The sequence below is a fragment of the Streptomyces sp. NPDC001700 genome (genome assembly GCF_053596435.1).
This window is the reverse complement of the sequence record NZ_JBSFGE010000027.1, coordinates 61,311-85,351: the sequence shown is the minus strand read 5'-3', so window position 1 is coordinate 85,351 and position 24,041 is coordinate 61,311. Positions and strand designations below refer to the sequence as shown.

Genomic DNA, 24,041 nt, shown 5'->3' with positions numbered 1-24,041 from the left:
CCACAGGTGTCGGACCCTTGTCCGAGAAATCGATTTCTGAGAGCCTGCGGGCACCCGCGGCGACCGTCGCGGACCCATCGATGACGCAGGGAAATGTGGTGGCGTCCATGCCGTACACCGTGCCGGTCCGTACGCCGAGGCCGACCGTGGAGCCCGCCACGGTGTGGCTCGTGGCCAGCGGCGATCTGCGCCCCTCCGCCAATGCGGCGGGGTGGCCGGTCCAGGAGGCGGTGGAAGCCGCGCTGGGCGACGCCTTCGGGAAGCTCGGCTGGACGGTGCGCCGGGCGCATGAGGTGGATCCGGTCAAGGGCCATGGCTTCATCGACAGCCAGCGCATGGGGCTGTCCGTCTTCCGCTCGATCCCGCCCGACGCGCCCCTGGTGGTCGCCGAGGCGGTGTGGCAGTACAGCCACCATGTGCTGGCCGGGCTGCGCACCCACCGAGGTCCCCTCCTGACCGTGGCCAACTTCGACGGCACCTGGCCCGGCCTGGTGGGGCTGCTCGGGGTGAACGCGGGCCTGACCAAGATGGGCAAGGAGTACTCCACGCTGTGGAGCGTGGACTTCACCGACGACTGGTTCCTGGACGGGCTTCGGAGCTGGGTGGACACCGGCACCGTTCCCCAGGACGCCTCGCACGTACGGCCGTTGCCGCCGCTCCCGGCCTCGCCCGAACGCGAGCTGGGACACGCGGTCGCCGACCAGCTGATGGCGGACAAGGCCATCATCGGGGTCTTCGACGAGGGCTGCATGGGGATGTACAACGCCATCATCGACGACGAACTCCTCAATCCCCTCGGCATCTACAAGGAGCGCCTGTCGCAGAGCGCGCTGTACGCCGAGATGGCCACGGTGCCGGAGGCGGAGACCAGCTCGGTGCGCACGTGGCTCACCGAGCGCGGCATGCGCTTCGAGACGGGGAAGGACGAGGCCACGGAGCTGACCGAGGAGCAGCTGCGCCAGCAGTTCGCGATGTACATCGCCGCGCTGCGGATCAGCGACGACTTCGGTCTTGACGCGGTCGGTATCCAGTACCAGCAGGGCCTGAAGGACCTGGTGGCCGCGTCCGACCTCGCCGAGGGGCTGCTGAACAACGCCGAGCGTCCCCCGGTACGCAGCCGCGACGGCTCCCGGGTGCTGTGGGAGGACCAGCCACTCCCCCACTTCAACGAGGTGGACGAGGGCGTGGCGGTGGACGCGCTGCTCAGCAACCGCGTCTGGACGGCGATGGGCCTCGACCCGGCCACCACCCTGCACGACGTCCGCTGGGGCGAGGAGTACGACGGCCGGTTCGTCTGGGTCTTCGAGATCTCCGGCTCCGTCCCGGCCTCCCACCTGGCCCGGGGCTACGCCGAGGCCGTCTCGCTGCGGCAGAACCCGGTGTACTTCCCGGCCGGTGGCGGCACCCTGTCCGGGGTGTCCCGGCCCGGCGAGATCGTCTGGTCCCGGCTGTACATCGCCGGTGGCGCGCTGCAGCTGGACATCGGCCGCGGGCGGGCGGTGGAGCTGCCGGAGGAGGAGACGCGGCGGCGCCGGGAGGCCACCAACCCGGAGTGGCCGATCATGCACGCGGTCCTCGACGGGGTGAGCCGCGACCAGTTCATGGCCCGTCACAAGGCCAATCACATCCAGGTGGTGTACGCGCCCGACGCGGCCACGGCCGACCGCGCGCTGGCCGCCAAGGCGACGGCCTTCGAACGGCTCGGGGTGTCCGTGCACCTGTGCGGCGACGTGGCGATCGAGGCCGGGTGATGACGTCGCACAGCGCACAGCGGCGCGCCGTGGTGGGCGTGGACATCGGGACCTCCAGCTCCAAGGGTGTGCTGGTGTCCACGGATGGCACGGTCCTCGCCCAGTCCGTCGTACGGCACTCCGTCGACCGGCCGCGTCCGGGCTGGGTGGAGATGGATCCGGAGGTGTGGTGGCGGGAGTTCATCACGCTGGTGCGGGATCTGCTCGGATCCGCCGAGGTGGCCGCCGAGGTGACCGTCGAGGCGGTCGGGGTCAGCGGGATGGGGCCGTGCGTCGCCGTCACGGACGACGCCGGGGTGCCGCTGCGTCCGGCGCTGCTGTACGGGATCGACACCCGCGCCACCGAGCAGATCCGCGAGCTGGAGGGCGAGCTGGGCCGCGAGGAGATCCTGCGTCGCTGCGGTTCGGTGCTCTCCACGCAGGCCGTCGGCCCCAAGCTGGCGTGGCTCGCGCGGCACGAGCCCGGTGTCTTCGCCCGCGCCCGGCGGCTGTTCATGCCCAGCTCATGGCTGGTGCACCGGCTCACCGGGGAGTACGTACTGGACCACCACTCGGCCAGCCAGTGCACCCCGCTGTACGACACCGGCGCGCTCGACTGGTACCGCCCCTGGTCGGACGGGCTGGCCGGGCGGATCGAACTGCCCCGGCTCGGCTGGTCCGGGGACGTGGCGGGCCGGGTGTCACCACGGGCGGCGGAGGCGACCGGGCTCGCGCCGGGCACCCCGGTGACGGTCGGCACCATCGACGCGTGGGCGGAGGCGGTCAGCGGCGACGCGCACAACGCCGGTGATCTGATGCTGATGTACGGCTCGACGATGTTCCTCATCAACACGGTCGAGGAGCGCGTCACCTTCCCCGCCCTGTGGGGCACCGTCGGGGCGCTCCCGGGCACCCGCAATCTGGCCGGTGGCATGGCGTCCTCGGGGGCCATCACCGACTGGCTGCGCTCGCTGTTCGGGGACCCGTCCGTGCCCGAACTGCTGGCCGAGGCGGAGACCTCGGGCACGGGTGCGCGCGGGCTGCTGATGCTGCCGTACTTCGACGGGGAACGCACTCCCGTCGCCGACCCGGCGGCCCGTGGTGTCCTCGCGGGCCTCACCCTCGCGCACACCCGCGGCGATCTCTACCGCGCGGCGCTGGAGGCCACCGGCTTCGGCGTCCGCCACAACGTGGAGGCGATCCGCGCCGCCGGTGGCCGCATCGACCGGGTGGTGGCCGTGGGCGGTGGCGCCCAGGGGCATTTGTGGACGCAGATCGTCTCCGACATCACCGGGCTGACCCAGGACATCCCCACCCACACCATCGGCGCGAGCCTCGGTTCGGCGTTCCTCGCCGCGTCGGCCGTCGGCGATGCCTCGATCACGCGGTGGAATCCGCCCGCCGTCCAGGTGCGCCCCGACCCGGCCACCTCGGCGCGCTACGACGAGCTGTACGCGCGCTACCGCGAGCTGTACCCGGCGACCGCGGACATCGTCCACGGGCTCTCTTAGGGCTCCTGGGCCCGCGTCCAGGAGTGTCCTACGGCTCCTGGACGCGCGGGCCGAGCACCCCGGGCACCCGGTCGGCCAGCATGCCGCGAGTGGCCTGCCACAGCGCCCGGCCCTCCGGGGTGGCGGCGAAGTGCGCGCGCTCGTGAGTCCTCATCCAGGCCTCGAACTCCCGCCAGGTGGCGGGCACTTCGGCGATGCCCATGCGGTCGGCGAGGCCGAGCTGGGTCATCCGGCCCGTGGCGGCGAGCACCCGGGCGGGTGGCCTTCGGGGGCGGGGGTCTGCTCGGCCCAGATGCCACGGACGTGGCCGAGGTGGCGGCGCATCAGGGCCTCCGCGCCGTCCGCGTCGCCCGCCTCGATGAGGTCGAGGAGTTCGGCGTGTTCGTGGGAGGAGTCGAAGAGGGCGCTGCCCTCGGTCAGTGTCCGCAGCCCGTAGAGCCGGGAGCTGGTGCGCAGGGAGCGCACGATCTCCACCAGCCTGCTGTTCCCGGCCTGTTCCAGCAGGGTGAGGTGGAATTCCATGTCGATGGTGACGTGGGCGATGAAGTCGCGGCGGTGTGCGGCATCCTCGATGCCCGCCGCCAGCGGCCGCAGCCGCGCGATGACCTCGGGGGCCACGCCCGCCTCGGTGATCTGCCGGATCACCGGGATCTCGATGAGCGCGCGCAGGTGGGTGATGTCGTCCAGCTCGGCCGCGGAGAGATGGGTGACCCGGAAGCCCTTGTTACGGGCGATCTCGACCAGCCCCTCCTTGGTGAGGTCGAGCATGGCCTCCCGTACCGGTGTGGCGGACACCCCGAAGTGTTCGGCCAGGCTCGGCGCGGAGTACACGACACCGGGCTTCAGCTCTCCGGAGATCACCGCGCCACGGAGGGTTTCGGCGATCTCCTCGCGGAGGCTGAGGCGGCCGCGGAGCGAGGGCAGGCGCGTGGTGGCCCCGTCGTCCACGGTCATGCGGTCTCCTTCATCTGTCGCTACTCGTCGGCCTGACGGGACTCGATGGCCTCATGGACGGTACCGGCGAGTACCAGATCTTCCCATGCCATTCCCACACTCTTGAACAGCCGGGGGCGTCCGCTGTCCACGGCCGGGCCGCCCGGCCGGTCGCGCACCAGGTCGGCGAGGGGCAGCAGTTGGGCGGGGTCGAGCAGGCCTCGGTCGATGACCTGGATGAGGTCGCCCGCCTCCCGGGTGGCGGCGGCGCGGGACTCGACCACGACGGTGGCGTGGCGGACGGTGTGGTCGTCCACTTCCCTGGCATCGGGTTCATGCGATCCCACGGCCATCACGGTGGCGTGCGGGGGCAGCAGGGTCCCGTCGAACAGCGGGGTGCGGGCCGTGGTGCAGCAGGCGATCAGATCGGCGTCCGCGACCGCCTCCGGCGCACCGGCCATGACGCGGACCCCGGCGGTTCCCGGGAAGCCCTCGACGAGTTGGCGGGTGCGCTCCGGGGTGCGGCCCACGACGGTGACCTGGGTGATCGGGCGGATCGCGCGCAGCGCGGCCAGATGGCTGTGGGCCTGTGGGCCGCCGCCGAAGAGCACCAGCCGGGACGCGCCGGGCGGGGCGAGCAGGTCGGCGGCCGCTGCGGACATCGCGGCGGTGCGGACGTTGGTGAGCGCGACCCCGTCCAGCAGGGCGAGCGGGGTGAGGGTTTCGGCGTCCAGCAGCAGGTACTGCCCCTGGATGCGGGGAAGTCCGCGCGCCGGGTTGTCCGGTGCGACGGTGGCGATTTTGACGCCCGCGTAGGCGCTTCCCCGGGTGGTACGGCCTTCGGCGGGCATCAGCAGCAGCTGGCCGTGGTCCACCGGCACCACCGCGCGGGGCGGGGCCGCCTCGGGGTCGAGCCCGTTCCGCAGCGCCTGCTGGAGCGCCCGGATCGCGGTGTGCGGGGACAGGGCGGCGGCCACGGCGGCCGCGTCGACAGTCTTCATACTGGTCTTCATGAGTGGTCGGCTCTTTACGCTCGAATCTCTACAGCTCGAAACCTTCGGGGAACGGGTCGTCGGGGTCGCGCAGATACTGGGCGGTGCCGGTGATCCAGGCGCGCCCGGTGACGGTGGGCACCACCGCGGGCAGTCCGCCGACCGTGGTCTCCTCGACCAGCCGCCCGGTGAAGTGGGTGCCGATGAACGACTCGTTGCGGAAGTCGGTGTGCAGCGGCAGCAGTCCACGGGTGTGCAGCTGGGCCATGCGGGCGCTGGTGCCGGTGCCGCAGGGTGAGCGGTCGAACCAGCCCGGGTGGATGACCATGGCGTGGCGGGAGTGCGTGGCGTCCGATCCGGGGGCGGCCAGATAGACGTGGCGGCAGCCGCTGATCTCGGGGTTTCCGGGGTGGACCGGGCGGTCCTGCTCGTTGATGGCGGCCATGATGGTCATCCCGGCGTCCATGACGCGGTTCTTGTGGGCCCGGTCGAAGGGGATTCCGAGGTCGCCCAGGTCGGCGATGGCGTAGAAGTTGCCGCCGAAGGCCATGTCGTAGCGGATGTCGCCGAAGGACGCGGTCTTCACCGTACGGTCCAGGGCGAGCGTGAACGCGGGTACGTTGCGCAGCGTCACCCCGCGCGCCGCGCCCGCCTCGACGGCCACCTCCACCACGACCAGCCCGGCGGGGGTGTCCAGTCGGATGGTGGTGACGGGCTCCTCGACCGCCACCATGCCGGTTTCCACCAGGACGGTGGCGACGCCGATGGTGCCGTGTCCGCACATCGGCAGACAGCCGGAGACCTCGATGAAGAGCACACCCCAGTCGGCGTCGTGGCGGGTCGGCGGCTGGAGGATGGCCCCGCTCATCGCGGAGTGGCCGCGCGGCTCGGTCACCAGGAACCGGCGGATGTGGTCGAGGTGTTCGATGAAGTACCGGCGCCGGTCGAACATGGTGGCGCCGGGAATCACCCCGACGCCGCCCGTGATGACACGGGTCGGCATCCCCTCGGTGTGCGAGTCGACGGCGTGGAAGACCCGGTCGCTGCGCATGGGTGTCAGCCGAGCCCTTCCGCGAGGGCCTTCTCGGTGGCCTTGCGCACCGTGTCGGCGTGTTCGGGGGTGAGCGGTACGCGCGGATGGCGGCAGGGTCCGCCGTAGCGCCCGGCGATGTCCATGCTGCCCTTGATGGCCTGGACGAACTCGGTCCTCGCGTCCCAGCGCAGCAGCGGGTGCAGGGTGCGGTAGAGCGGCAGCGCGGTGGTGAGATCGCCTTCGGTGGCGGCCCGCCACAGCTCGGCACAGGCGCGCGGGAAGGCGTTGGGGTATCCGGCGATCCAGCCGGGCGACCCGGCCACGGCCAGCTCCAGGGCCACGTCGTCGCTGCCGCACAGGACGTCGAGTCCGGGGGCCAGCTCATGGATCCGGTAGCCGCGGCGGACATCGCCGGTGAACTCCTTCACCGCCACGATCAGCCCCTCGTGGTACAGCTCCGCCAGCAGTTCGGGCACCAGGTCGACCTTGGTGTCGATGGGGTTGTTGTACGCCACCACGGGCAGCCCGGCCCTGGCCACCTCCCGGTAGTGGTCCCGTACCGCGCGTTCGTCGGCGCGGTAGGCGTTGGGCGGCAGCAGCATCACGGCCGGGGCGCCCGCCTCGGCCGCCTGCTCGGCCCAGCGCCTGGCCTCGTCCGCGCCGTACGCCGCCACTCCGGGCATGACGGTGAAGCCCTCGGGGGCGGCCTCGACCGCGGTGGTGACGACGCGGGACCGCTCCTCGGCGGTGAGGGTCTGGTACTCGCCCAGGGAGCCGTTGGGGACGACACCGTGACAGCCGTTCGCCGCGAGCCAGGCGACGTGTTCGGCGTAGCCGTCGAAGTCGACCGCGAGCTTGCCGGTGGTGTCCGCGCGCAGCGGCAGCGCCGTCGCGACGAGCACTCCGTGCCATGGTGTGGCGGTTGCGTTCATGCGCCCTCCTCGTCGTGGTGTGGCATGGTTCCGTCTTTCAGGTCCCTCAGCAGCCCCAGCGGCACCGGCTGGGCGATGGGTCTGCTCGCCAGCCCGCGCAGGTCCTCCTCGGTGACATCGCGCCCGGCGTGGGCGGCGGTCAGGGCGGCGGTGGCGTAGCCGCACACCCTCCCCTGGCACAGGCCCATGCCGGGGCGTGCGCACAGCTTCACCGCCCGTGGGTCGGTGGCGCCCAGGTCGGTGACCGCTTGGCGGATGGCTCCGGCGGTCACTTCCTCGCAGCGGCAGACGACGGTGCCCTCGGTCAGCCACTCCCGCCAGCCGGGCCGGACCGGATACGCGGCGTACAGCGCGGCGGCGAAGCCGCGCCGGGCGGCCCTGCGGCGCAGCAGCCGGGCGACGCGGCGCGGGTCGGGGCGGGTGCCGGTAGTGGCGTACGCCGCGTGCAGCCCGGCCAACTCGCCCTCGGTACACGCGAGTTCGGAGCCTCCGACGCCGCATGCCTCGCCCGCCACATAGACACCGGGCACGGTGGAGCGCTGCCGGGTGTCCACGCGGGCGCTCAGGCTGCCGTCGCCGTCCCGGTCCATCGCGCAGCCCAGTTGCAGGGGGATCTCGGTCTGCGGGGTGAAGCCGTAGCCCACGGCCACCGTGTCGCACTCCAGACGCTGACGGCTGCCGGGCACGATCCGCCACCGGCCGTCCAGCCGCGCCACCTCCGCCCCGGTGACGGTGTCCGCCCCCAGGGCCCGGACCACCGTGGTCCGGGTGCGGTACGGGACCCGGTGGCGCCGCAGCGTCCGCAGGTAGTGCGCGCCCTCGGCGAGTTTGGCGGCGGCGCGCAGGGTGGTGAGCGGGTGGCGGGCGAAGGCCGTGGGCCGCCCCGCCTCGAAGACGCCGAGGACTGTGGCGCCCGCCTCGGCCAGGCCCGCGGCCACCGGCAGCAGGAAGGGCCCGGTCCCGGCGACGACGACGCGCCGCCCCGCGACGACGCCGTGCCCCTTGAGCAGGGCCTGCACACCGCCCGCGGTGTAGACACCCGGTAACGTCCAGCCGGGGAAGGGAAGTTGACGGTCGTAGGCTCCGGTGGCCACGACGACGGTACGGCTCCGGACCTCGCGGGACGTGCCGTCGCTCAGGGCGTGGGTGACGAAACCGGCGGCGGTGCGCTCGATGTGCCAGACGGCGTGGCCGGGCAGGTGGTCGAGTCGGGCGCGATACGTGTCCAGAGCCGTGCGCAGCCGCTGGAAGGCGGGCCAGTCGTGGTGTGCGGCGCCGTCGTCGGCGGGGCGGTGGCGCCAGTACTGGCCACCGGGGCGGGGTGCCGCGTCCAGCAGTGCGACCCGGGCGCCGTGGGCCGCCGCGGCGGTCGCGGCGGCCAGCCCGGCGGGCCCGGCGCCGAGCACCGCGATGTCGTACGGGACACCGTCACACTCAAAGGGCTCGGCAGACCCGGCGGGCTCAGCAGGCGAGGTCGGCACGGCCCGCTCCCTCCTGCGTCTCCACCACGTCCCCCGGCGCCACCTCGGCCAGGCACGCGCGGTGGTTGGGGCGCCCGTTGACGGTCACCAGGCAGTCGAAGCACACGCCGATGCCGCAGAACATCCCGCGCGGGCGGCCGCCTTCGCGGGTGCTGCGCCAGGAGCGCTGTCCGTCGGCGATGAGCGCGGCCGCGATGCTCTGGCCGGGCTCGGCCCGCACCTCCCGGCCGTCGAAGCGGAAGGTGAAGGGGGTCCGGTTCATGCGGCGGCCTCCTCGAATCGCTGCGGGCGAAACGGTGTGAGGGGCAGGTCCGGTGCCCGGCCGGTGAGCAGTTGGGCGAGCAGCTGCCCGGTGGCGGGCGCCAGGCCGATCCCGGCGCCCTCGTGGCCGCAGGCGTGGACGAGGCCGGGGACGCGGGGGTCGGGCCCGATCACCGGCAGATGGTCGGGGCAGTACGGGCGGAAGCCCAGATAGCCGCGGAGCAGCGCGACCTCGGAGAGGAACGGGAAGAGCCCGATGGCCTGGTCCGCCAGCTTCCGCAGCACGGGCAGCGCCACCGTGCGGTCGAACCCCACGCGCTCCCGGCTGGCGCCGATCAGGACGGTGCCCGCCCGGGTGCCCTCGACCACGACCGAGGTCTCCAGACCGGCGTCGTCGCTGGCGACGTTGGCCACGTACTCGGCGGTGTACACCTTGTGCCGTACGACGCGTGGCAGTGGCTCGGTGACCAGGATGAACCCCTTACGGGGCAGCACCGGCACCGGCGCCCCGGCCAGCTCGGCGAGGTGCCCGGCCCAGGTGCCCGCCGCGTTGACGACCCATCGGGCGGGCAGCGTGGGCAGCGTGGCCGAGTCGGTGCGGACCCCGGTGACGGCGCCCCGCGAGTCCCGGAGGAAGCCGGTCACGTCCATGCCGGTGTGGACGGTGGCGCCCCGGGCGCGGGCGGCGCGCAGCAGCTGTGCGGCGGCCAGTACGGGCTGGACCTGCGCGTCCTGCGGGTAGTGGGCGCCGCCCGCCACCTCGCGGGTCAGGTTCGGCTCCAGTGCGAACAGTTCGTCCGGGCGGACGTCCACCGCCTCGACCCCGGCCGCGCGCTGGCGTGCCGTGAGCTGACGCAGCCCCGCCGAGGTGGCGTCCGAACCGGCCACCACCACACCGCCCTTGGCGTGGTACTCCACGGCGGCGGCGCCGAGATCGTCCCGGATGTCGCGCCACAGCCGGGAGGACAGCAGCGCCAGGTCCAGTTCGGGTCCGGTCTCCTTGTCGGACACCAGGATGTTGCCCTCGCACGCACTGGTGGTTCCGCCGCCGATCGCGCCGCGCTCCACCACGGTGACGCGCAGCCCCGCTGACGTGCAGTAATACGCGCAGGCCGCGCCGATGACACCCGCCCCGATGACGAGCACATCCGGGGGGCGGGGAAGGCCGGGTCGGGTACTCGTACCGGTCATGGCCAGTAGCGTGTCATATTGCACTACCCCTGGCCAGGGTGCGGCAACGGACCATGGCTAGAATTCGCCGCCACGGCACAGTCGAGAGAGGAGTGCACGTGGCTACGGGGGGATGGCAGCCGCCGAACAATCCTGGGCAGGGAGGCCCGTGGGGGCCACCGCCCCCACCCGGTCCGTACGGGCCGCCGCCGCAGAATCCGTACTACGGCCCACCGCCGCCGAACCCCTACGGACCGCCGCCGCCCGGCCCGTACCGGCCCGTTCCGGTGCGCCGCCGCCGGTGGTGGCTGCTCTCGCCGCTGATCCCGCTGGTCCGTTCAGCGAACCGCGCGGCGAAGCGGCTGTTCGACAAGGAGGGCGGCGGGCGGGTCCGTGACCCGCTCGTCGATAAGGTCCAGCTCACCCGCTCGCTCCTCGGTGTGCTCGCGACCCTGGCGCTCGTCTACATGTACGGGGCGGACGGCGGCTGGAGCGGTGCGGCGACCGACGGTGCCGCCAATCTCTTCGCGACCCCGCTCCTGCTCCTGCTCACCGGACCGCTGGTCGTGTTCGGCTTCATCCTCTACGCGCCCCCGCACCGCCGCCCGGTACTGCGCTCCCGGCTGGGCGGACCGCTCAAGACGGTGGGCTGGTATGTGCTGATCCTGGCGGCCTTCGGCGCCTTCATCTATGTGGTGGGCCAGACGACGCTGCTGCACGGGCTGCACGGCGTGATGCTGTTCGTGGTCGGCCTGCCGCTGATGGTGGGTCTGCCGTGGACGCTGGTGTTCCTCTTCCTGTCCTCCGCGTACGTCGCGCGCAGCGCCTTCAACACCGCCTATGTGCACGCCGCGCTGCCGCCCGTGCTCACCGGGGTGCTGGTGTGGCTGATCTCGGGCTTCAACCTGCTGTCGGACGGGATGCCCAACGGGCCGCTGCCCGCCCAGCTGTGCGCCGTGTTCGGCGGTCCGCTGTCGGTGACCGCGCTGTCGCTGTGGGAGCTGCGGCGGCTGCGTACCCACCACGGCGTGACCATACGCGGCTGAACCGCCGTCAGGGCGCAGGCCGACCGGGACCCGGCCCTCAAGAGGGTTCCGGCGGCCAGACGTCCGGGGCCAGCACGCCGAGTACGTACGCCCGGGCCACCAGCTCCGCGCGGTTGCCGACGCCCCAGCGCCGGGAGAGCCGGGTGAGGTGGTAGTTGACGCCGTCCGCGGTGAGGCCGGTCTGCCGGGCCATCTGCGCGGTGGTGTGGCCACCGGCGGCGAGCGCGAGGATCCGGACCTCGATGGGGGCGGCCCGCTCCGCCTCGCCGGGGGCCGGGTCCACCGCGCCACCGCCCCGTGGCCGGGGTTCCTCGCCGAGCACCCGCAGCAGCACCAGCAGCCACATCGGGCTGTCGGTGTCGCTCACGGTGTCGGCGGTCAGTTCGCCGTACCGCCGCACGCCGTCCGGCGACTGCCACCGCACTTCGACCGGGTAGCGGGAGCGGCGGCCGAGCCGGACCGCCTCCACGATGCGATACACCTGGTCGGCCGTGCTGGGGTGGAACAGCTCCAGCACATTACGTCCCGCCAGCTGCCCCGGGGTAACGCCCCACTCGCCCGCCATCGCCGGGTTGGCCATCAGGATCTCGCCGTCCGTGCCGCACACCGCGCACGGCACCGGTACCCGGTCGAAGAGCAGCAGGGAGCGGTTGCGCCAGACGACCCAGTCCTCGCCGCCGAGGATCCGCATCGCCTCTACCGGCACCTCGTCGTCGTTCACGCCGGGCCTCGCTCTCCTCTGGGTACCGCCCCTTGACACCACGGGCGGCGCGTGCGCAAGTCGATCACACCATCCGGCACTACAAAATCATGTAGTGCGGTGTGCGAGCGGCAGGGGGCGGCGGGGCGAGGCTGGAGACATCCCCCGCATGGAAGGCATCGCATCGTCATGACCGAAACCCCCCTCCTTCCGGCCGAGACCGCTGATGGCACCGGCGCCGACGGCGTCCCGGTCGTCGACATCTCCGCGCACACGAACAACACGCCCATCCAGCAGGTCATGGAGCTGACGCGGCGCCATGGCCCGGTGGTGCGGCGCCGGCTGCACGGCACCGACATACTGTTCGTCAGCGACCTCGACCTGGTGGCGGAACTCTGCGACGACCAGCGGTTCTCCAAGTACGTCAACCAGTCGCTGGAGAACGTCCGGGAGTTCACCCACGACGGGCTGTTCACCGCGTACAACGACGAGCCGAACTGGGCGAAGGCGCACGACATCCTGATGCCCGCCTTCGCGCTCGGCTCGATGCGCACGTACCACCCGGTGATGCTCCAGGTGGCGCGGCGGGTGATCGACGCGTGGGACGCGAGCGCGGCGAGCGGCGAGCCGGTCGCGGTGACGGACGACATGACACGGATGACGCTGGACACCATCGGGCTGGCCGGGTTCGGCTACGACTTCGGCTCGTTCGACCGCGCCGAGCCGCATCCGTTCGTGCAAGCCATGGTGCGCTGCCTGGAGTGGAGCATGCGCAAGGTGGCGCGCCGCCCGGACGTGGACTACAGCGAGCAGGACGAGGCGTTCCGCGCCGATACGGCGTATCTCACGTCCGTCGTCGACGAGGTGATCCAGGCGCGCGTCGCGGCGGGCGAGTCGGGCACCGACGATCTGCTGGGGCTGATGCTCGGCGCCACGCACCCGTCCGACGGCACCCCGCTGGACCACGCCAACATCCGGGACCAGGTGATCACCTTCCTGATCGCGGGTCACGAGACCACCTCGGGCGCGCTGTCCTTCGCCCTCCACTACCTGTCCAAGAACCCGGGCGAGCTGCGCCGGGTGCAGCGGGAGGCGGACGCGCTGTTCGGCGCCGACGCGGACCCGGAGCCGACGTTCGAGCAGGTGGGGCTGTTGCGCAACACCCGCCAGGTGCTGAACGAGGCGCTGCGGCTGTGGCCGACCGCGGCCGCCTTCTCCCGGCAGGCGCGCGAGGACACGATGCTCGGCGGGCGCATTCCGATGCGGGCCGGGGAGGCGGCCATCGTGCTCACCCCGATGCTGCACCGCGCCGGGGTGTGGGGCGACAACCCGGAGCTGTTCGACCCCTCGCGCTTCGACCCGGAGGCCGAGGCGGCGCGTCCGGTGCACGCGTACAAGCCGTTCGGCACCGGTGAACGGGCCTGCATCGGGCGGCAGTTCGCGCTGCACGAGGCCACCATGCTGCTCGCGATGCTGGTGCACCGCTACCGGCTGATCGACCACGCGGACTACCAGCTGGACATCAAGGAGTCGCTCACCCTCAAGCCCGAGGGCCTCACCCTGCGGCTCGTCCCCCGCACAGCGGAGGAGCGGGCGGTGGCGGCGGCCGCAGCGGTGGCGACAAGCACGCCCGCCCGGGACGCCTCGCTGCCCACCCGGGTCCACCAGGACACCGGTGCGCTGCTGCTGTACGGCACCAACTTCGGCACCTGCCGCTCCTTCGCCGAGGACCTGGCCGAGGGCGCGGAGGAGCTGGGCTGCGCCACCGAGGTCGCCCCGCTCGACGCGTACGCGGGCGGGCTGCCCGCCGAACGCCCGGTGATCATCACCGCCGCCTCCTACAACGGGCAGCCCACCGATGACGCCGCCGCCTTCCTGGCCTGGCTGGAGACGGCCGAGCCGGGCGCGGCGGACGGTGTGAGCTACGCGGTGCTCGGCGTCGGCGACCGCAACTGGGCCGCCACCTACCAGCGCGTGCCGACCCTGATCGACGAGCGGCTGGCCGCCCTCGGCGCCACCCGGCTCGTCGACCGGGCCGCCGCCGACGCCTCGGGCGATCTCAGCGGCACCGTACGGGACTTCACCGAGCGGCTGCGCACCGCGCTGCTGGAGCGCCACGGCGACCCGGCCACCGTGGGCGCGGCCCCGGCCGACACCACGGACGACGGCCCGGCGTACACCGTCACCGAGGTCACCGGCGGGCCGCTGGACGGTCTGGCGCGGCAGCACGGCATGGTGGCGATGGAGGTCACCGAGACCGGCAGCCTCAGCGATCCGTCGTACGCACGCGTCAAGCGGTTCGTCCGGCTGGCCCTGCCCGACGGGGTCACGTACCGCACCGCCGACCATCTCACCGTGCTTCCGGGACACGACGCGGAGCTGGTGACGCGTGCCGCGAAGCTGCTCCACACCGACCCGGAGACCGTGCTCAGCATCGTGCCCGCCCGCCCGGGCCGCCGCGGTGGTCTGGCGGTGGACCGGCCGGTCACCGTACGGGAGCTGCTGACCCACCATGTGGAGCTGAACCACCGTCCGAACGCCGAGCAGCTGGCCCTGCTCGCCGAGCTGAACCCCTGCCCGCCGGAGAAGGCGGCGCTCGCCGCGCAGACCCCCGGTGAGCGCACCCTGCTGGACCTGGTGGAGGCCAACCCGGCGCTGCGCGAGACGCTGACCTGGCCGGTGCTGCTGGAGCTGCTGCCGCCGCTGCGGCCGCGCCACTACTCGGTCTCCTCCTCCCCCGCCGTCTCCCCGCGCCACGTCGATCTGATGGTGTCGCTGCTGCGCGACGAGGCGAGCGGCTTCCAGGGCACCGGCTCCGGCCATCTGAACGCGGTACGGCCCGGGGACACCGTGCTCGCCCGGGTGCAGCCCTGCCGGGACGCGTTCCGTATCGGCCACACGCCGGACCGGCCGGTCATCATGGTGTCCGCCGGTACCGGGCTCGCGCCCTTCCGCGGCACCATCGCCGACCGGCGGGCGCTCGTGGAGTCCGGCACACCGCTCGCCCCGGCGCTGTGCTACTTCGGCTGCGACGCGCCGGACGCCGACTATCTGCACGCCGAGGAGTTGGCCGCCGCCGAGGCGGCCGGTGCCGTGTCCATGCGCCCGGCGTTCAGCCAGGCCCCGGTCGGCGGACACCTCTTCGTCCAGCACCGCATCGCCGCCGACGGCGACGAGATCTGGCGGCTGCTGGCGGAGGGCGCCCAGGTGTACGTGTGCGGCGACGGCGCCCGGATGGCCCCCGGGGTGCGGGAGGCCTTCCGGTCGGTGTACGTGGCCCACACCCCGGGCGCCGACGAGGCGGCGGCGCAGCGCTGGCTGGACTCCCTGATGGCCGAGGGCCGCTTCGTGGAGGACGTCTACGCCGGGTGACCCCGGGCCGGTTCAGTCGGCGGTGGGGCGGGCGCGCACATGCATGCGCTCGCCCTGGGCGCCGAAGAGGCTGAGGAACTCGACGGGCTGCGCGCTCGCGCTGGCGAAGCCGTGGGGCGTACGGGTGTCGAACTCGGCCGCCTCGCCCGCGGTGAGCGTCAGATCGTGCTCGCCGAGGGCGAGGCGCAGCTTGCCGGAGAGGACGTACAGCCACTCGTACCCCTCGTGCACCGCCTGCGAAGGCCGGACGTCGGCGCCCGTCTTCCGGCCGGGCAGGATCTGCTTGTAGGCGTGCAGCCCGCCGAGATAGCGGGTCAGCGGCACGAAGGTCTGCCCGTGCCGGGTGAAGGGGCGGGGGTGGATGCGGGGGTCGCCGGTGGGCGGCGCGCCGACCAGTTCGTCCAGCTGGACACCGTGGGCCTTGGCCAGGGGCAGCAGCAGTTCCAGCGTGGGCTTGCGCTGCCCCGACTCCAGCCGCGAGAGGGTCGAGAGCGAGATCCCGGTGGCCTCGCTCAGCTGGGCCAGGGTGGCTCCGCGGTCCCGCCGCAACGCCCGCAGTCGCGGGCCGACGCCGTTCAGCACCTCGGGAATGTCGTCTGCCATGGCCCTATTTGCCGGTGCGGCAAGGACATTTGTCAACCCGCGCCGATCACCAGGTGACGGGCAGCTCATGGGCCCCGTAGATGACCATGTCGCTGCGCATCGGCACCTTCTCCGGCTCCACCGCGAGCGCCAGGCCCGGGAAGCGGCCGAGCAGTCCGCGGTAGCCCGCCGCCAGCTCGATCCGGGCCAGGTTCGCGCCGAGGCACTGGTGGATGCCGTATCCGAACGCGAGGTGGCTGCTGCGGGGGCGGCCGACGTCGAGCGTGTGGGGCTCGTCCACCAGTGCGGGGTCCCGGTTGACGGCGGGCACCGAGACGGCCACGCTCTGGCCCGCCGTGACGGTGACGCCGCCGACCTCGACGTCCTCCAGCGCGATCCGGACCGGGAAGGCGTTGACGATGCTCAGGTAGCGCAGCAGCTCCTCGACCGCGCCCGGCACCAGCTCGTCGTCCTCGCGCAGCCGCCGCATCTGCTCCGGGTTCTGGAGCAGGGTGAAGGTGCCGAGGCTGAGCATGTTGGTGGTGGTCTCGTGTCCGGCGATCAGCAGCAGCGCCGCCATGTTGGTGATCTCGACGTCGGACAGCTCGCCGACGGAGGTGAGGTACGAGATCAGATCGTCCTGGGGAGCGCGCCGCTTGGCGGCGGTGAGTTCGCCGAGGAAGCCGGTGATCGTCCGCATTCCCTGGTCGAACTGGCCGCCCGTCTGGTCCTGGACCAGGATCTGCGCGCTGGCCCGCTGGAACGTCTCGCGCTCCCCGTAGGGCACGCCGAGCATCTCGCAGATCACCAGCGAGGGGACCGGCAGCGCGAAGTGTTCCACCAGGTCGGCCGGTTTTCCGGCGGCCTCCAGGGCGTCCAGGCAGTCGGTGACGATGCCGTCGATGCGGGGTTCGAGAGCGCGCATCCGCCGTACGGTGAAGTAGCGGGTGAGTAACCCGCGATAGTGACTGTGTTCGGGGGCGTCCATGGCCAGAAACGACCCCGGCCCGTTGCCGCGGTTCTTCCGGATGCTCTGCGGGACGGGCCGCACGGTGTCGTCGCCGCGCCACCGCTCGGCGCTGAACCGCGGGTCCCGCAGCACCTCCCGGGCCTCCTGGTATCCGGTGACCAGCCATCCCGTACTGCCGCCGACGAACCGGAGCGGGCTGATGGCGGGGCCGGTGATCAGTGCGGGAGCGGGGTCGACGTAGTTGGCGCGCTGGATGGGGTACGGCGGGGCCTGGTGGGGCGCGGACGACGGGGCACTCACGATGGTCCTCCTCGGAACGGCCTGCTGGCTCGTGCGGACTCCTCCGGGGAACGCCGTTCGGTCCCCCGGGCACCATGCCCGAGGTGCGAACTGGATCACAAGGGTGCCGTCTGGCGTGCGGGGCAGCAGTAGTGTCGCGGGCAAGCTGTATTCGTACCGGGCAGTAGGACGGGCAGTAGGAAGGGATGGGACATGTTCCGCAAGGTGCTGGTCGCCAACCGTGGAGAGATCGCCATTCGGGCGTTCCGCGCCGGATATGAGCTGGGAGCGAGGACGGTCGCCGTGTTCCCGCACGAGGACCGCAACTCGCTGCACCGGCTGAAGGCCGATGAGGCGTATGAGATCGGGGAGCCGGGCCATCCAGTGCGGGCCTATCTGTCCGTCGAGGAGATCGTCGCCGCGGCGCGGCGGGCCGGTGCCGACGCGGTGTATCCCGGATACGGCTTCCTGTCCGAGAACCCCGACCTCGCGCGGGCCTGTGAGGAGGCGGGGATCACCTTCGTCGGCCCGAGCGCGGAGATCCTTGAGCTGACCGGCAACAAGGCGCGTGCGGTGGCCGCGGCCCGGGCGGCGGGGGTGCCGGTGCTCGGCTCCTCGGAGCCCTCCTCCGATGTGGACGAGCTGGTACGGGCGGCGGAGGAGCTGGGCTTCCCGGTGTTCGTCAAGGCCGTGGCGGGCGGTGGCGGGCGCGGGATGCGGCGGGTCGAGGAGCCTCGGCTGCTGCGCGAGTCGATCGAGGCGGCGGCCCGCGAGGCCGAGTCGGCCTTCGGCGATCCGACGGTCTTCCTGGAGAAGGCGGTCGTCGAGCCCCGCCATATCGAGGTGCAGATCCTCGCCGATGGCGACGGTAATGTCATGCACCTGTTCGAGCGGGACTGTTCACTGCAGCGCCGCCACCAGAAGGTCATCGAGATGGCGCCCGCGCCCCATCTCACCCCGGAGCTGCGCGAGCGGATCTGCGGCGACGCGGTGAAGTTCGCCCGGCAGATCGGCTACCGCAACGCGGGCACCGTGGAATTCCTGCTGGACCGCGACGGCAACCATGTCTTCATCGAGATGAACCCGCGGATCCAGGTCGAGCACACGGTGACCGAGGAGATCACCGATGTCGACCTCGTCCAGTCGCAGCTGCGGATCGCGGGCGGCGAGACCCTGTCCGACCTCGGTCTCTCGCAGAACACCGTCTATCTGCGCGGCGCCGCGCTCCAGTGCCGCATCACCACCGAGGACCCGGCCAACGGCTTCCGCCCGGACATCGGCATGATCAGCGCCTACCGCTCCCCGGGCGGCTCGGGCATCCGCCTCGACGGCGGCACCACCCACGCCGGTGCCGAGATCAGCGCCCACTTCGACTCGATGCTGGTGAAGCTGACCTGCCGGGGCCGCGACTTCGACCACGCCATCGGGCGGGCCCGGCGCGCGGTGGCCGAGTTCCGTATCCGCGGCGTGTCCACCAACGTTCCGTTCCTCCAGGCCGTGCTGGACGATCCGGACTTCCGGGCCGGGAAGATCACCACCTCGTTCATCGAGCAGCGGCCGCATCTGCTGACCGCGCGGCACTCCGCCGACCGTGGCACCAAGCTGCTCACGTATCTCGCCGACGTCACGGTCAACAAGCCGCACGGCCCCCGTCCCCAGCTGATCGACGCGGCCGGAAAGCTGCCGCGGGTGCCGGACGCGGCGCCGCCCGCCGGGTCCAAGCAGACCCTCACCGAGCTGGGCCCGGAAGGGTTCGCGCGGTGGCTGCGCGAATCGCCGCGGATCGGGGTCACCGACACCACCTTCCGGGACGCCCACCAGTCGCTGCTGGCCACCCGCGTACGGACCAAGGACCTGCTCGCCGTGGCCCCGGTGGTGGCGCACACCGTGCCGGAGCTGCTGTCGCTGGAGTGCTGGGGCGGCGCCACCTACGACGTGGCGCTGCGGTTCCTCGCCGAGGACCCCTGGGAGCGGCTGGCGGCGCTGCGCGAGGCGGTGCCCAACATCTGTCTGCAGATGCTGCTGCGCGGCCGCAACACCGTCGGGTACACCCCGTACCCGACCGAGGTGACGGACGCCTTCGTCCACGAGGCCACCGCCACCGGCATCGACATCTTCCGGATCTTCGACGCGCTCAACGACATCGGGCAGATGCGGCCCGCCATCGAGGCCGTACGGGACACCGGCACCGCGGTCGCCGAGGTGGCGCTGTGCTACACCAGCGATCTGTCCGACCCGTCGGAGAAGCTGTACACGCTGGACTACTATCTGCGGCTCGCCGAGCAGATCGTGGACGCGGGCGCGCACGTACTGGCCATCAAGGACATGGCGGGGCTGCTGCGCGCCCCGGCCGCCGCGAAGCTGGTGTCCGCCCTGCGCCGGGAGTTCGACCTGCCGGTGCACATCCACACCCATGACACCGCGGGTGGCCAGCTCGCCACCTATCTGGCCGCCATCCAGGCCGGCGCGGACGCGGTGGACGGGGCGGTGGCGTCCATGGCGGGCACCACCTCACAGCCCTCGCTGTCGGCGATCGTGGCCGCCACCGACCACTCCGAGCGGCCCACCGGGCTCGACCTGGAGGCGATCGGGGGGCTGGAGCCGTACTGGGAGAGCGTGCGCAAGGTCTACGCACCGTTCGAGGCAGGCCTCGCCTCGCCGACCGGGCGGGTGTACCACCACGAGATCCCCGGCGGCCAGCTGTCCAACCTGCGCACCCAGGCCATCGCGCTCGGCCTCGGCGACCGCTTCGAGGACATCGAGGCGATGTACGCCGCCGCCGACCGCATCCTCGGCCACCTGGTCAAGGTCACCCCGTCCTCGAAGGTCGTCGGCGACCTCGCGCTCCACCTGGTGGGCGCCGGGGTGTCGCCGGAGGACTTCAAGGCCGAGCCCAACAAGTTCGACATCCCCGACTCGGTCATCGGCTTCCTCCGCGGCGAGCTGGGCAGCCCGCCCGGCGGCTGGCCTGAGCCCTTCCGCACCAAGGCCCTGGAAGGCCGCGCGGAGGCCAGGCCCACGACGGAGGAGCTGTCCGCCGAGGACCGGCAGCACCTCGCCGACGACCGCCGCACGACCCTGAACCGGCTGCTGTTCCCCGGCCCGACGAAGGAGTTCGAGACCCACCGGGAGACGTTCGGCGACACCAGCGTGCTGGACAGCAAGGACTTCTTCTACGGGATCCGCCCGGGGAAGGAGTACACGGTGGACCTGGAGCCCGGGGTGCGGCTGCTCATCGAGCTGGAGGCCATCGGCGAGGCCGATGAGCGCGGCATGCGGACGGTGATGTCCACCCTGAACGGCCAGCTGCGCCCGATCCAGGTCCGGGACACCTCGGCGGCCTCCGACATCCCGGCCACCGAGAAGGCCGACAAGAGCAAGCCGGGCCATGTGGCCGCGCCGTTCGCCGGGGTGGTGACGCTGACCGTCGCCGAGGGCGACCAGGTCGAGGCGGGCGCCACCGTGGCCACCATCGAGGCGATGAAGATGGAGGCCACCATCGCCGCGCCGAAGGCCGGCCGGGTCTCCCGGGTGGCCATCAACGCCATCCAGCAGGTGGAGGGCGGCGACCTGCTGGTCGACCTCGGCTGAGCCGGGCCAGATCGAGGGCCCCGGTCCGGTGGGTGAGCCTCCCGCCGGACCGGGGCCTTGCCAATATTGCGGCAAGCGTTGACAAGGTTGCCGGGTGGTGAACACCCTTAACTATGTCGTTCACCCGCACTGTCTCCTCGCACCGGTAGCGGGCCGCCATGGCCCCCACCCTCACCGACGTCGCCAAAAGCGCCAATGTGGCGCTGTCCACGGCCTCCCGGGCCTTCAGCAACCCGGACCGGCTCGGCCCCCAGACCTTGCGCAAGATCCTGACCGTCGCGCAAGAGCTGGGCTACGAACCACCGGTGGCCGCCCGTGCCGCGGAGGCCCCCGCCACCACGGAGACCGCCACGGTCGCCGTCGTCGTCCCCGACATCGCGAACCCCGTCTTCGGGTCGTTCGTGAAGGCCGCCCAGGGCGAGGGGTGGCGCCACCGGCAGACCGTCGTGCTCGCCGACACCGACCTCGACCCGGGCCGTGAGCGCGAGGTGATCGCCCACCTGAAGGGCCAGGCGGACGGCCTGATCGTGTGCTCGCCCCGGCTGGACGCGGACGAGGTCCTCGACCTCTGCGGACGCACGCCCGCCGTCCTGGTCAACCGGGAGACGGCCGGTGCCGACTGCGTCATCGCCGACGCCGCCCACGGGATGCGCCAGGCCGTGGAGTACCTGGCCGCGCTCGGCCACCGGCGGATCGCCTATGTGCAGGGCATGCAGCGCTCCTGGTCCAACTCCCACCGAGTGACGCTGATCCGCGCCGAGACCGAACGGGTCGGCCTGGAGCTGGAGTTGCTGGGCTGGCAGGCCGAGACGGTGGCGGGCGGAACGGCCGCCGCGGCCAGCGTCATGGCCTCGGGCGCGTCCGCCGTGATCGCGCACAACGACCTGATGGCCCTGGGCGTGATCTCCGGCGCCCGGGCGCTGGGGCTGAGTGTTCCCGAGCGGCTGAGCGTGATCGGGGTCGACGACATCCCGTTCGCCGAAGTGGCGCAGCCGTCCCTGACCAGCATCGCGGTGCCGATGGCCCGGGCGGGGCGGCTCAGCCACGAGATGCTGGGGCAGATCCTCGGCGGCGAGCGGCAGACCCCCCGCACCCTGCGGCTGCCCACCCAGCTCATCGTGCGCGGGTCCACCGGCCCGGCGCACTCCGCCCTGGCAGGTGTCGCGGTGGCGGCGGGGAAGGACACCCCATGACCACCGAACCCCTGACCGTGGTGGTGGCCGACGCCAACCTCCATCCGCTGCGCGCCGAGTTCGAGGCCGCCCTTCCGGCGGGTACGGCCGTCAGCTGGCCCGACCCCCGGGACGCCGGGGCGGTCGAGGCCGCGGTGGCCGCCGCGGACGTTCTGGTGGCGGGGCAGTGCACCGCCCGGACGGCCGCCCGCGCCACCCGGCTCCGGCTGGTCCACACGGCCGGTGCCGGAACGGACAAGATCGACCTGACCGCGCTGCCGCCCGGCACCCAGGTGGCCAACACCTTCCACCACGAGGACGCGATCGCCGAATACGCCGTGGCGTCAGCGATCCTGCTGCGCCGTGGCTTTCTGCGCCAGCACGACGCGCTGCGCCGCGCGGTGTGGGACTCCCCCGCGCACGATCCGCGCTCCCCCTGGATGGACTCGCTGTCCGCGGCCACCGTCGGCTTCGTCGGCTTCGGCCACATCGGCGCCCGCTGCTGGCAGCGGTTCCGGGCGTTCGGCGCGAGCGGCGTGGCGGTCACCCGGCGGGGCGAGGTGGACGCGGCGGCCGAGGGGCTGACCTGGGCCGCGACCACCGACGAGCTGGGCGCCCTGCTGGCGGCCTCCGATGTGGTCGTGGTGTCGGCACCGCTCACCCCGCAGACCACCGGGCTCATCGGCGAGGCCGAGCTGTCCCGGATGGGCCCGTCCACGGTGCTGGTCCATGTCGGACGCGGTCCCGTCGTGGACGAGGACGCGCTGTACCGGGCGCTGAGCACCCACACCATCGGGGCCGCCGCGCTCGACGTCTGGTACCGGTACCCGGCGAGCGGACACGCCGGCGCCCCCAGCGAGCACCCCTTCGAAACGCTGGACAACGTACTGATGACCCCGCACTCATCCGGTCTCACCCGGCAGACCTTCATCGGCCGCGCCGCCGACATCACCGCCAACATCGGCCGACTGGCCACCGGAGCGCCGCTGCACAACGTGGTGGCGGTGGCCCGGTGACCACGACACCCCGGAGCGACACCATCGCCACCACCGCGCCGCCCCGAACCGACACCATCGCCACCGCCGAGGTGCTGGTCACCAGCCCCGGCCGCAACTTCGTCACGCTCAAGATCACCACCGCCGAAGGCCTCGTCGGCTGGGGCGACGCCACCCTCAACGGCCGTGAGCTGGCCGTCGCCTCGTATCTGCGGGACCATGTGGCGCCGCTGCTCATCGGCCGCGACCCGGCGCGGATCGAGGACACCTGGCAGTACCTCTACCGCGGGGTCTACTGGCGGCGCGGCCCGGTGACGATGACGTCCATCGGCGCGGTGGACATGGCGCTGTGGGACATCAAGGGCAAGACCACCGGCCAGCCCGTCTACCAGCTGCTGGGCGGCGCGGTCCGCGACCGGATCCTCACGTACACCCATGCCACCGGCTGGGAGATCCCGCAGCTGCTGGAGTCCATCGACGCCCGGCGCGAGGAGGGTTTCCGCGCGGTGCGGGCGCAGAGCGGGGTCCCCGGGCTGGACACGGTGTACGGGGTGAGCCGCGGCGGCCGTGGCTACGAACCGGCCGGGCGCGGCGCCGCCCCGGTGGAGGAGGTGTGGGACACCGACGCCTACCTGCGGCACGCGCCGAAGGTCCTCGGCGCGGTACGGGAGCATGTCGGGCCCGAGCTGAAGCTGCTGCACGATGTGCACCACCGCCTCACCCCCGGCCAGGCCGCCCGGCTCGGCCGCACGCTGGAGGAGGTGGACCTGTTCTGGCTGGAGGACGTCACCCCGGCGGAGAACCAGCAGGTGCTGCGGCATGTGCGGCAGCACACCACCGTGCCGCTGGCGATCGGCGAGGTGTTCAACACGGTCTGGGAATGCCAGTCGCTGATCACCGAGCAGCTGATCGACTTCGTACGGACCTGTGTGAGCCACGCGGGCGGGATCAGCCATCTGCGGCGGATCGCGGCCCTCGCCGAGATCTGGCAGATACGGCTGGGCCCGCACGGCCCCTCGGATGTGTCCCCGGTGGCGCTGGCCGCGTCGCTGCACGTGGGCCTGGCCACGCCGAACTTCGCCATCCAGGAGTACATGGGCTACGAGCCGGTCGTGCACGAGGTGTTCGGCCACGCGTGGTCCTACGCCGATGGACATCTGCACCCGGGCGACCGGCCCGGCCTCGGCATCGAGGTGGACGAGGCGCTCGCCGCCCGTTTCCCGTACGAACCCGCCTACCTGCCGGTCGCGCGAAAGCTCGACGGCTCGATGACGGATTGGTGAGGATCTCC

At 72.5% G+C, this 24,041-nt stretch carries 19 protein-coding genes; 8 read left to right on the top strand and 11 right to left on the bottom strand.

The genetic code is table 11. The features are described from left to right. Positions 1 to 80 precede the first annotated feature (80 nt). Positions 81 to 1,751 (top strand): fucose isomerase, encoded by a 1,671-nt coding sequence (locus ACWC5C_RS34970; protein ID WP_450882146.1) that lies wholly within the window; start codon positions 81 to 83, stop codon positions 1,749 to 1,751. After that, the gene (locus tag ACWC5C_RS34965; RefSeq protein ID WP_450882144.1) at positions 1,751 to 3,241 is read left to right on the top strand and encodes an FGGY-family carbohydrate kinase; all 1,491 of its coding nucleotides are present in this window, start codon (positions 1,751 to 1,753) and stop codon (positions 3,239 to 3,241) included. Before ACWC5C_RS34970 ends, ACWC5C_RS34965 begins: the two co-directional genes overlap by 1 nt. 28 nt (positions 3,242 to 3,269) lie before the next feature. Here ACWC5C_RS34965 and ACWC5C_RS34960 read toward each other — a convergent pair whose 3' ends face one another. The 8 genes from ACWC5C_RS34960 to ACWC5C_RS34925 are packed head-to-tail and all read right to left on the bottom strand — an operon-like array spanning position 3,270 to position 10,064. Further along, entirely contained in the window at positions 3,270 to 3,470 is a 201-nt protein-coding gene (locus tag ACWC5C_RS34960) for an oxygenase MpaB family protein (RefSeq protein ID WP_450882142.1), read from the bottom strand. Next, positions 3,467 to 4,195, bottom strand: a complete 729-nt coding sequence (locus ACWC5C_RS34955; protein WP_450882140.1) for a GntR family transcriptional regulator — start codon at positions 4,193 to 4,195, stop codon at positions 3,467 to 3,469. The genes ACWC5C_RS34960 and ACWC5C_RS34955 overlap by 4 nt, the downstream gene beginning before the upstream one ends. Positions 4,196 to 4,215: 20 nt before the next feature. Continuing rightward, complete coding sequence (locus ACWC5C_RS34950; protein ID WP_450882138.1) at positions 4,216 to 5,187, bottom strand: ornithine cyclodeaminase family protein; 972 nt, start codon at positions 5,185 to 5,187, stop codon at positions 4,216 to 4,218. Positions 5,188 to 5,215: 28 nt separating this feature from the next. Continuing rightward, on the bottom strand, positions 5,216 to 6,217 hold the full coding sequence (locus tag ACWC5C_RS34945) for a proline racemase family protein (RefSeq protein ID WP_450882136.1): 1,002 nt from the start codon (positions 6,215 to 6,217) through the stop codon (positions 5,216 to 5,218). Positions 6,218 to 6,222: 5 nt separating this feature from the next. Continuing rightward, a complete protein-coding gene (locus tag ACWC5C_RS34940; protein WP_450882134.1) occupies positions 6,223 to 7,131 on the bottom strand; it encodes a dihydrodipicolinate synthase family protein in 909 nt (302 codons plus the stop codon). Continuing rightward, positions 7,128 to 8,612: an FAD/NAD(P)-dependent oxidoreductase gene (locus ACWC5C_RS34935; RefSeq protein WP_450882132.1), complete on the bottom strand. Its 1,485-nt coding sequence runs from the start codon at positions 8,610 to 8,612 to the stop codon at positions 7,128 to 7,130. Before ACWC5C_RS34935 ends, ACWC5C_RS34940 begins: the two co-directional genes overlap by 4 nt. Continuing rightward, the gene (locus ACWC5C_RS34930; protein ID WP_385441510.1) at positions 8,593 to 8,874 is read right to left on the bottom strand and encodes a (2Fe-2S)-binding protein; all 282 of its coding nucleotides are present in this window, start codon (positions 8,872 to 8,874) and stop codon (positions 8,593 to 8,595) included. Before ACWC5C_RS34930 ends, ACWC5C_RS34935 begins: the two co-directional genes overlap by 20 nt. Then, a complete protein-coding gene (locus tag ACWC5C_RS34925; protein WP_450882130.1) occupies positions 8,871 to 10,064 on the bottom strand; it encodes an NAD(P)/FAD-dependent oxidoreductase in 1,194 nt (397 codons plus the stop codon). The genes ACWC5C_RS34930 and ACWC5C_RS34925 overlap by 4 nt, the downstream gene beginning before the upstream one ends. Before the next feature lie 98 nt (positions 10,065 to 10,162). On the opposite strand from ACWC5C_RS34925, the gene ACWC5C_RS34920 reads away from it, so the two are divergent. Continuing rightward, positions 10,163 to 11,089: a hypothetical protein gene (locus tag ACWC5C_RS34920; protein WP_450882128.1), complete on the top strand. Its 927-nt coding sequence runs from the start codon at positions 10,163 to 10,165 to the stop codon at positions 11,087 to 11,089. Between the two features lie 37 nt (positions 11,090 to 11,126). Here ACWC5C_RS34920 and ACWC5C_RS34915 read toward each other — a convergent pair whose 3' ends face one another. Then, positions 11,127 to 11,780 (bottom strand): PAS domain S-box protein, encoded by a 654-nt coding sequence (locus tag ACWC5C_RS34915; RefSeq protein WP_450882230.1) that lies wholly within the window; start codon positions 11,778 to 11,780, stop codon positions 11,127 to 11,129. Positions 11,781 to 11,978: 198 nt separating this feature from the next. Between ACWC5C_RS34915 and ACWC5C_RS34910 the strand changes: the two genes are divergently transcribed. Next, entirely contained in the window at positions 11,979 to 15,161 is a 3,183-nt protein-coding gene (locus ACWC5C_RS34910; protein WP_450882126.1) for a cytochrome P450, read from the top strand. A gap of 12 nt (positions 15,162 to 15,173) precedes the next feature. Here the strand turns inward: ACWC5C_RS34910 and ACWC5C_RS34905 are convergent, their stop codons facing one another. Continuing rightward, a complete protein-coding gene (locus tag ACWC5C_RS34905) occupies positions 15,174 to 15,764 on the bottom strand; it encodes a helix-turn-helix domain-containing protein (protein ID WP_450882124.1) in 591 nt (196 codons plus the stop codon). Between the two features lie 46 nt (positions 15,765 to 15,810). Then, positions 15,811 to 17,013, bottom strand: a complete 1,203-nt coding sequence (locus tag ACWC5C_RS34900) for a cytochrome P450 (RefSeq protein WP_450882122.1) — start codon at positions 17,011 to 17,013, stop codon at positions 15,811 to 15,813. A 192-nt stretch (positions 17,014 to 17,205) separates the two neighbouring features. On the opposite strand from ACWC5C_RS34900, the gene ACWC5C_RS34895 reads away from it, so the two are divergent. From ACWC5C_RS34895 to manD, 4 genes are all read left to right on the top strand, one after another. Then, complete coding sequence (locus ACWC5C_RS34895; protein WP_450882120.1) at positions 17,206 to 20,583, top strand: pyruvate carboxylase; 3,378 nt, start codon at positions 17,206 to 17,208, stop codon at positions 20,581 to 20,583. A gap of 158 nt (positions 20,584 to 20,741) precedes the next feature. Next, positions 20,742 to 21,776, top strand: coding sequence for a LacI family DNA-binding transcriptional regulator (locus ACWC5C_RS34890; RefSeq protein ID WP_450882118.1), 1,035 nt, complete (start codon positions 20,742 to 20,744; stop codon positions 21,774 to 21,776). Next, positions 21,773 to 22,771, top strand: coding sequence for a 2-hydroxyacid dehydrogenase (locus ACWC5C_RS34885; RefSeq protein ID WP_450882116.1), 999 nt, complete (start codon positions 21,773 to 21,775; stop codon positions 22,769 to 22,771). Before ACWC5C_RS34890 ends, ACWC5C_RS34885 begins: the two co-directional genes overlap by 4 nt. Beyond that, positions 22,768 to 24,033: a D-mannonate dehydratase ManD gene (manD, locus tag ACWC5C_RS34880; RefSeq protein WP_450882114.1), complete on the top strand. Its 1,266-nt coding sequence runs from the start codon at positions 22,768 to 22,770 to the stop codon at positions 24,031 to 24,033. The genes ACWC5C_RS34885 and manD overlap by 4 nt, the downstream gene beginning before the upstream one ends. Positions 24,034 to 24,041 lie beyond the last annotated feature (8 nt).

Excerpts from the sequence above, each read along its gene's own strand:
- ACWC5C_RS34970 (WP_450882146.1), top strand. The coding sequence starts at position 81 with ATGACGCAGGGAAATGTGGTGGCGTCCATGCCGTACACCGTGCCGGTC.
- ACWC5C_RS34965 (WP_450882144.1), top strand. The coding sequence starts at position 1,751 with ATGACGTCGCACAGCGCACAGCGGCGCGCCGTGGTGGGCGTGGACATC.
- ACWC5C_RS34960 (WP_450882142.1), bottom strand. The coding sequence starts at position 3,470 with ATGACCCAGCTCGGCCTCGCCGACCGCATGGGCATCGCCGAAGTGCCC.
- ACWC5C_RS34955 (WP_450882140.1), bottom strand. The coding sequence starts at position 4,195 with ATGACCGTGGACGACGGGGCCACCACGCGCCTGCCCTCGCTCCGCGGC.
- ACWC5C_RS34950 (WP_450882138.1), bottom strand. The coding sequence starts at position 5,187 with ATGAAGACCAGTATGAAGACTGTCGACGCGGCCGCCGTGGCCGCCGCC.
- ACWC5C_RS34945 (WP_450882136.1), bottom strand. The coding sequence starts at position 6,217 with ATGCGCAGCGACCGGGTCTTCCACGCCGTCGACTCGCACACCGAGGGG.
- ACWC5C_RS34940 (WP_450882134.1), bottom strand. The coding sequence starts at position 7,131 with ATGAACGCAACCGCCACACCATGGCACGGAGTGCTCGTCGCGACGGCG.
- ACWC5C_RS34930 (WP_385441510.1), bottom strand. The coding sequence starts at position 8,874 with ATGAACCGGACCCCCTTCACCTTCCGCTTCGACGGCCGGGAGGTGCGG.
- ACWC5C_RS34925 (WP_450882130.1), bottom strand. The coding sequence starts at position 10,064 with ATGACCGGTACGAGTACCCGACCCGGCCTTCCCCGCCCCCCGGATGTG.
- ACWC5C_RS34915 (WP_450882230.1), bottom strand. The coding sequence starts at position 11,780 with ATGCGGATCCTCGGCGGCGAGGACTGGGTCGTCTGGCGCAACCGCTCC.
- ACWC5C_RS34910 (WP_450882126.1), top strand. The coding sequence starts at position 11,979 with ATGACCGAAACCCCCCTCCTTCCGGCCGAGACCGCTGATGGCACCGGC.
- ACWC5C_RS34905 (WP_450882124.1), bottom strand. The coding sequence starts at position 15,764 with ATGGCAGACGACATTCCCGAGGTGCTGAACGGCGTCGGCCCGCGACTG.
- ACWC5C_RS34895 (WP_450882120.1), top strand. The coding sequence starts at position 17,206 with ATGTTCCGCAAGGTGCTGGTCGCCAACCGTGGAGAGATCGCCATTCGG.
- ACWC5C_RS34890 (WP_450882118.1), top strand. The coding sequence starts at position 20,742 with ATGGCCCCCACCCTCACCGACGTCGCCAAAAGCGCCAATGTGGCGCTG.
- ACWC5C_RS34885 (WP_450882116.1), top strand. The coding sequence starts at position 21,773 with ATGACCACCGAACCCCTGACCGTGGTGGTGGCCGACGCCAACCTCCAT.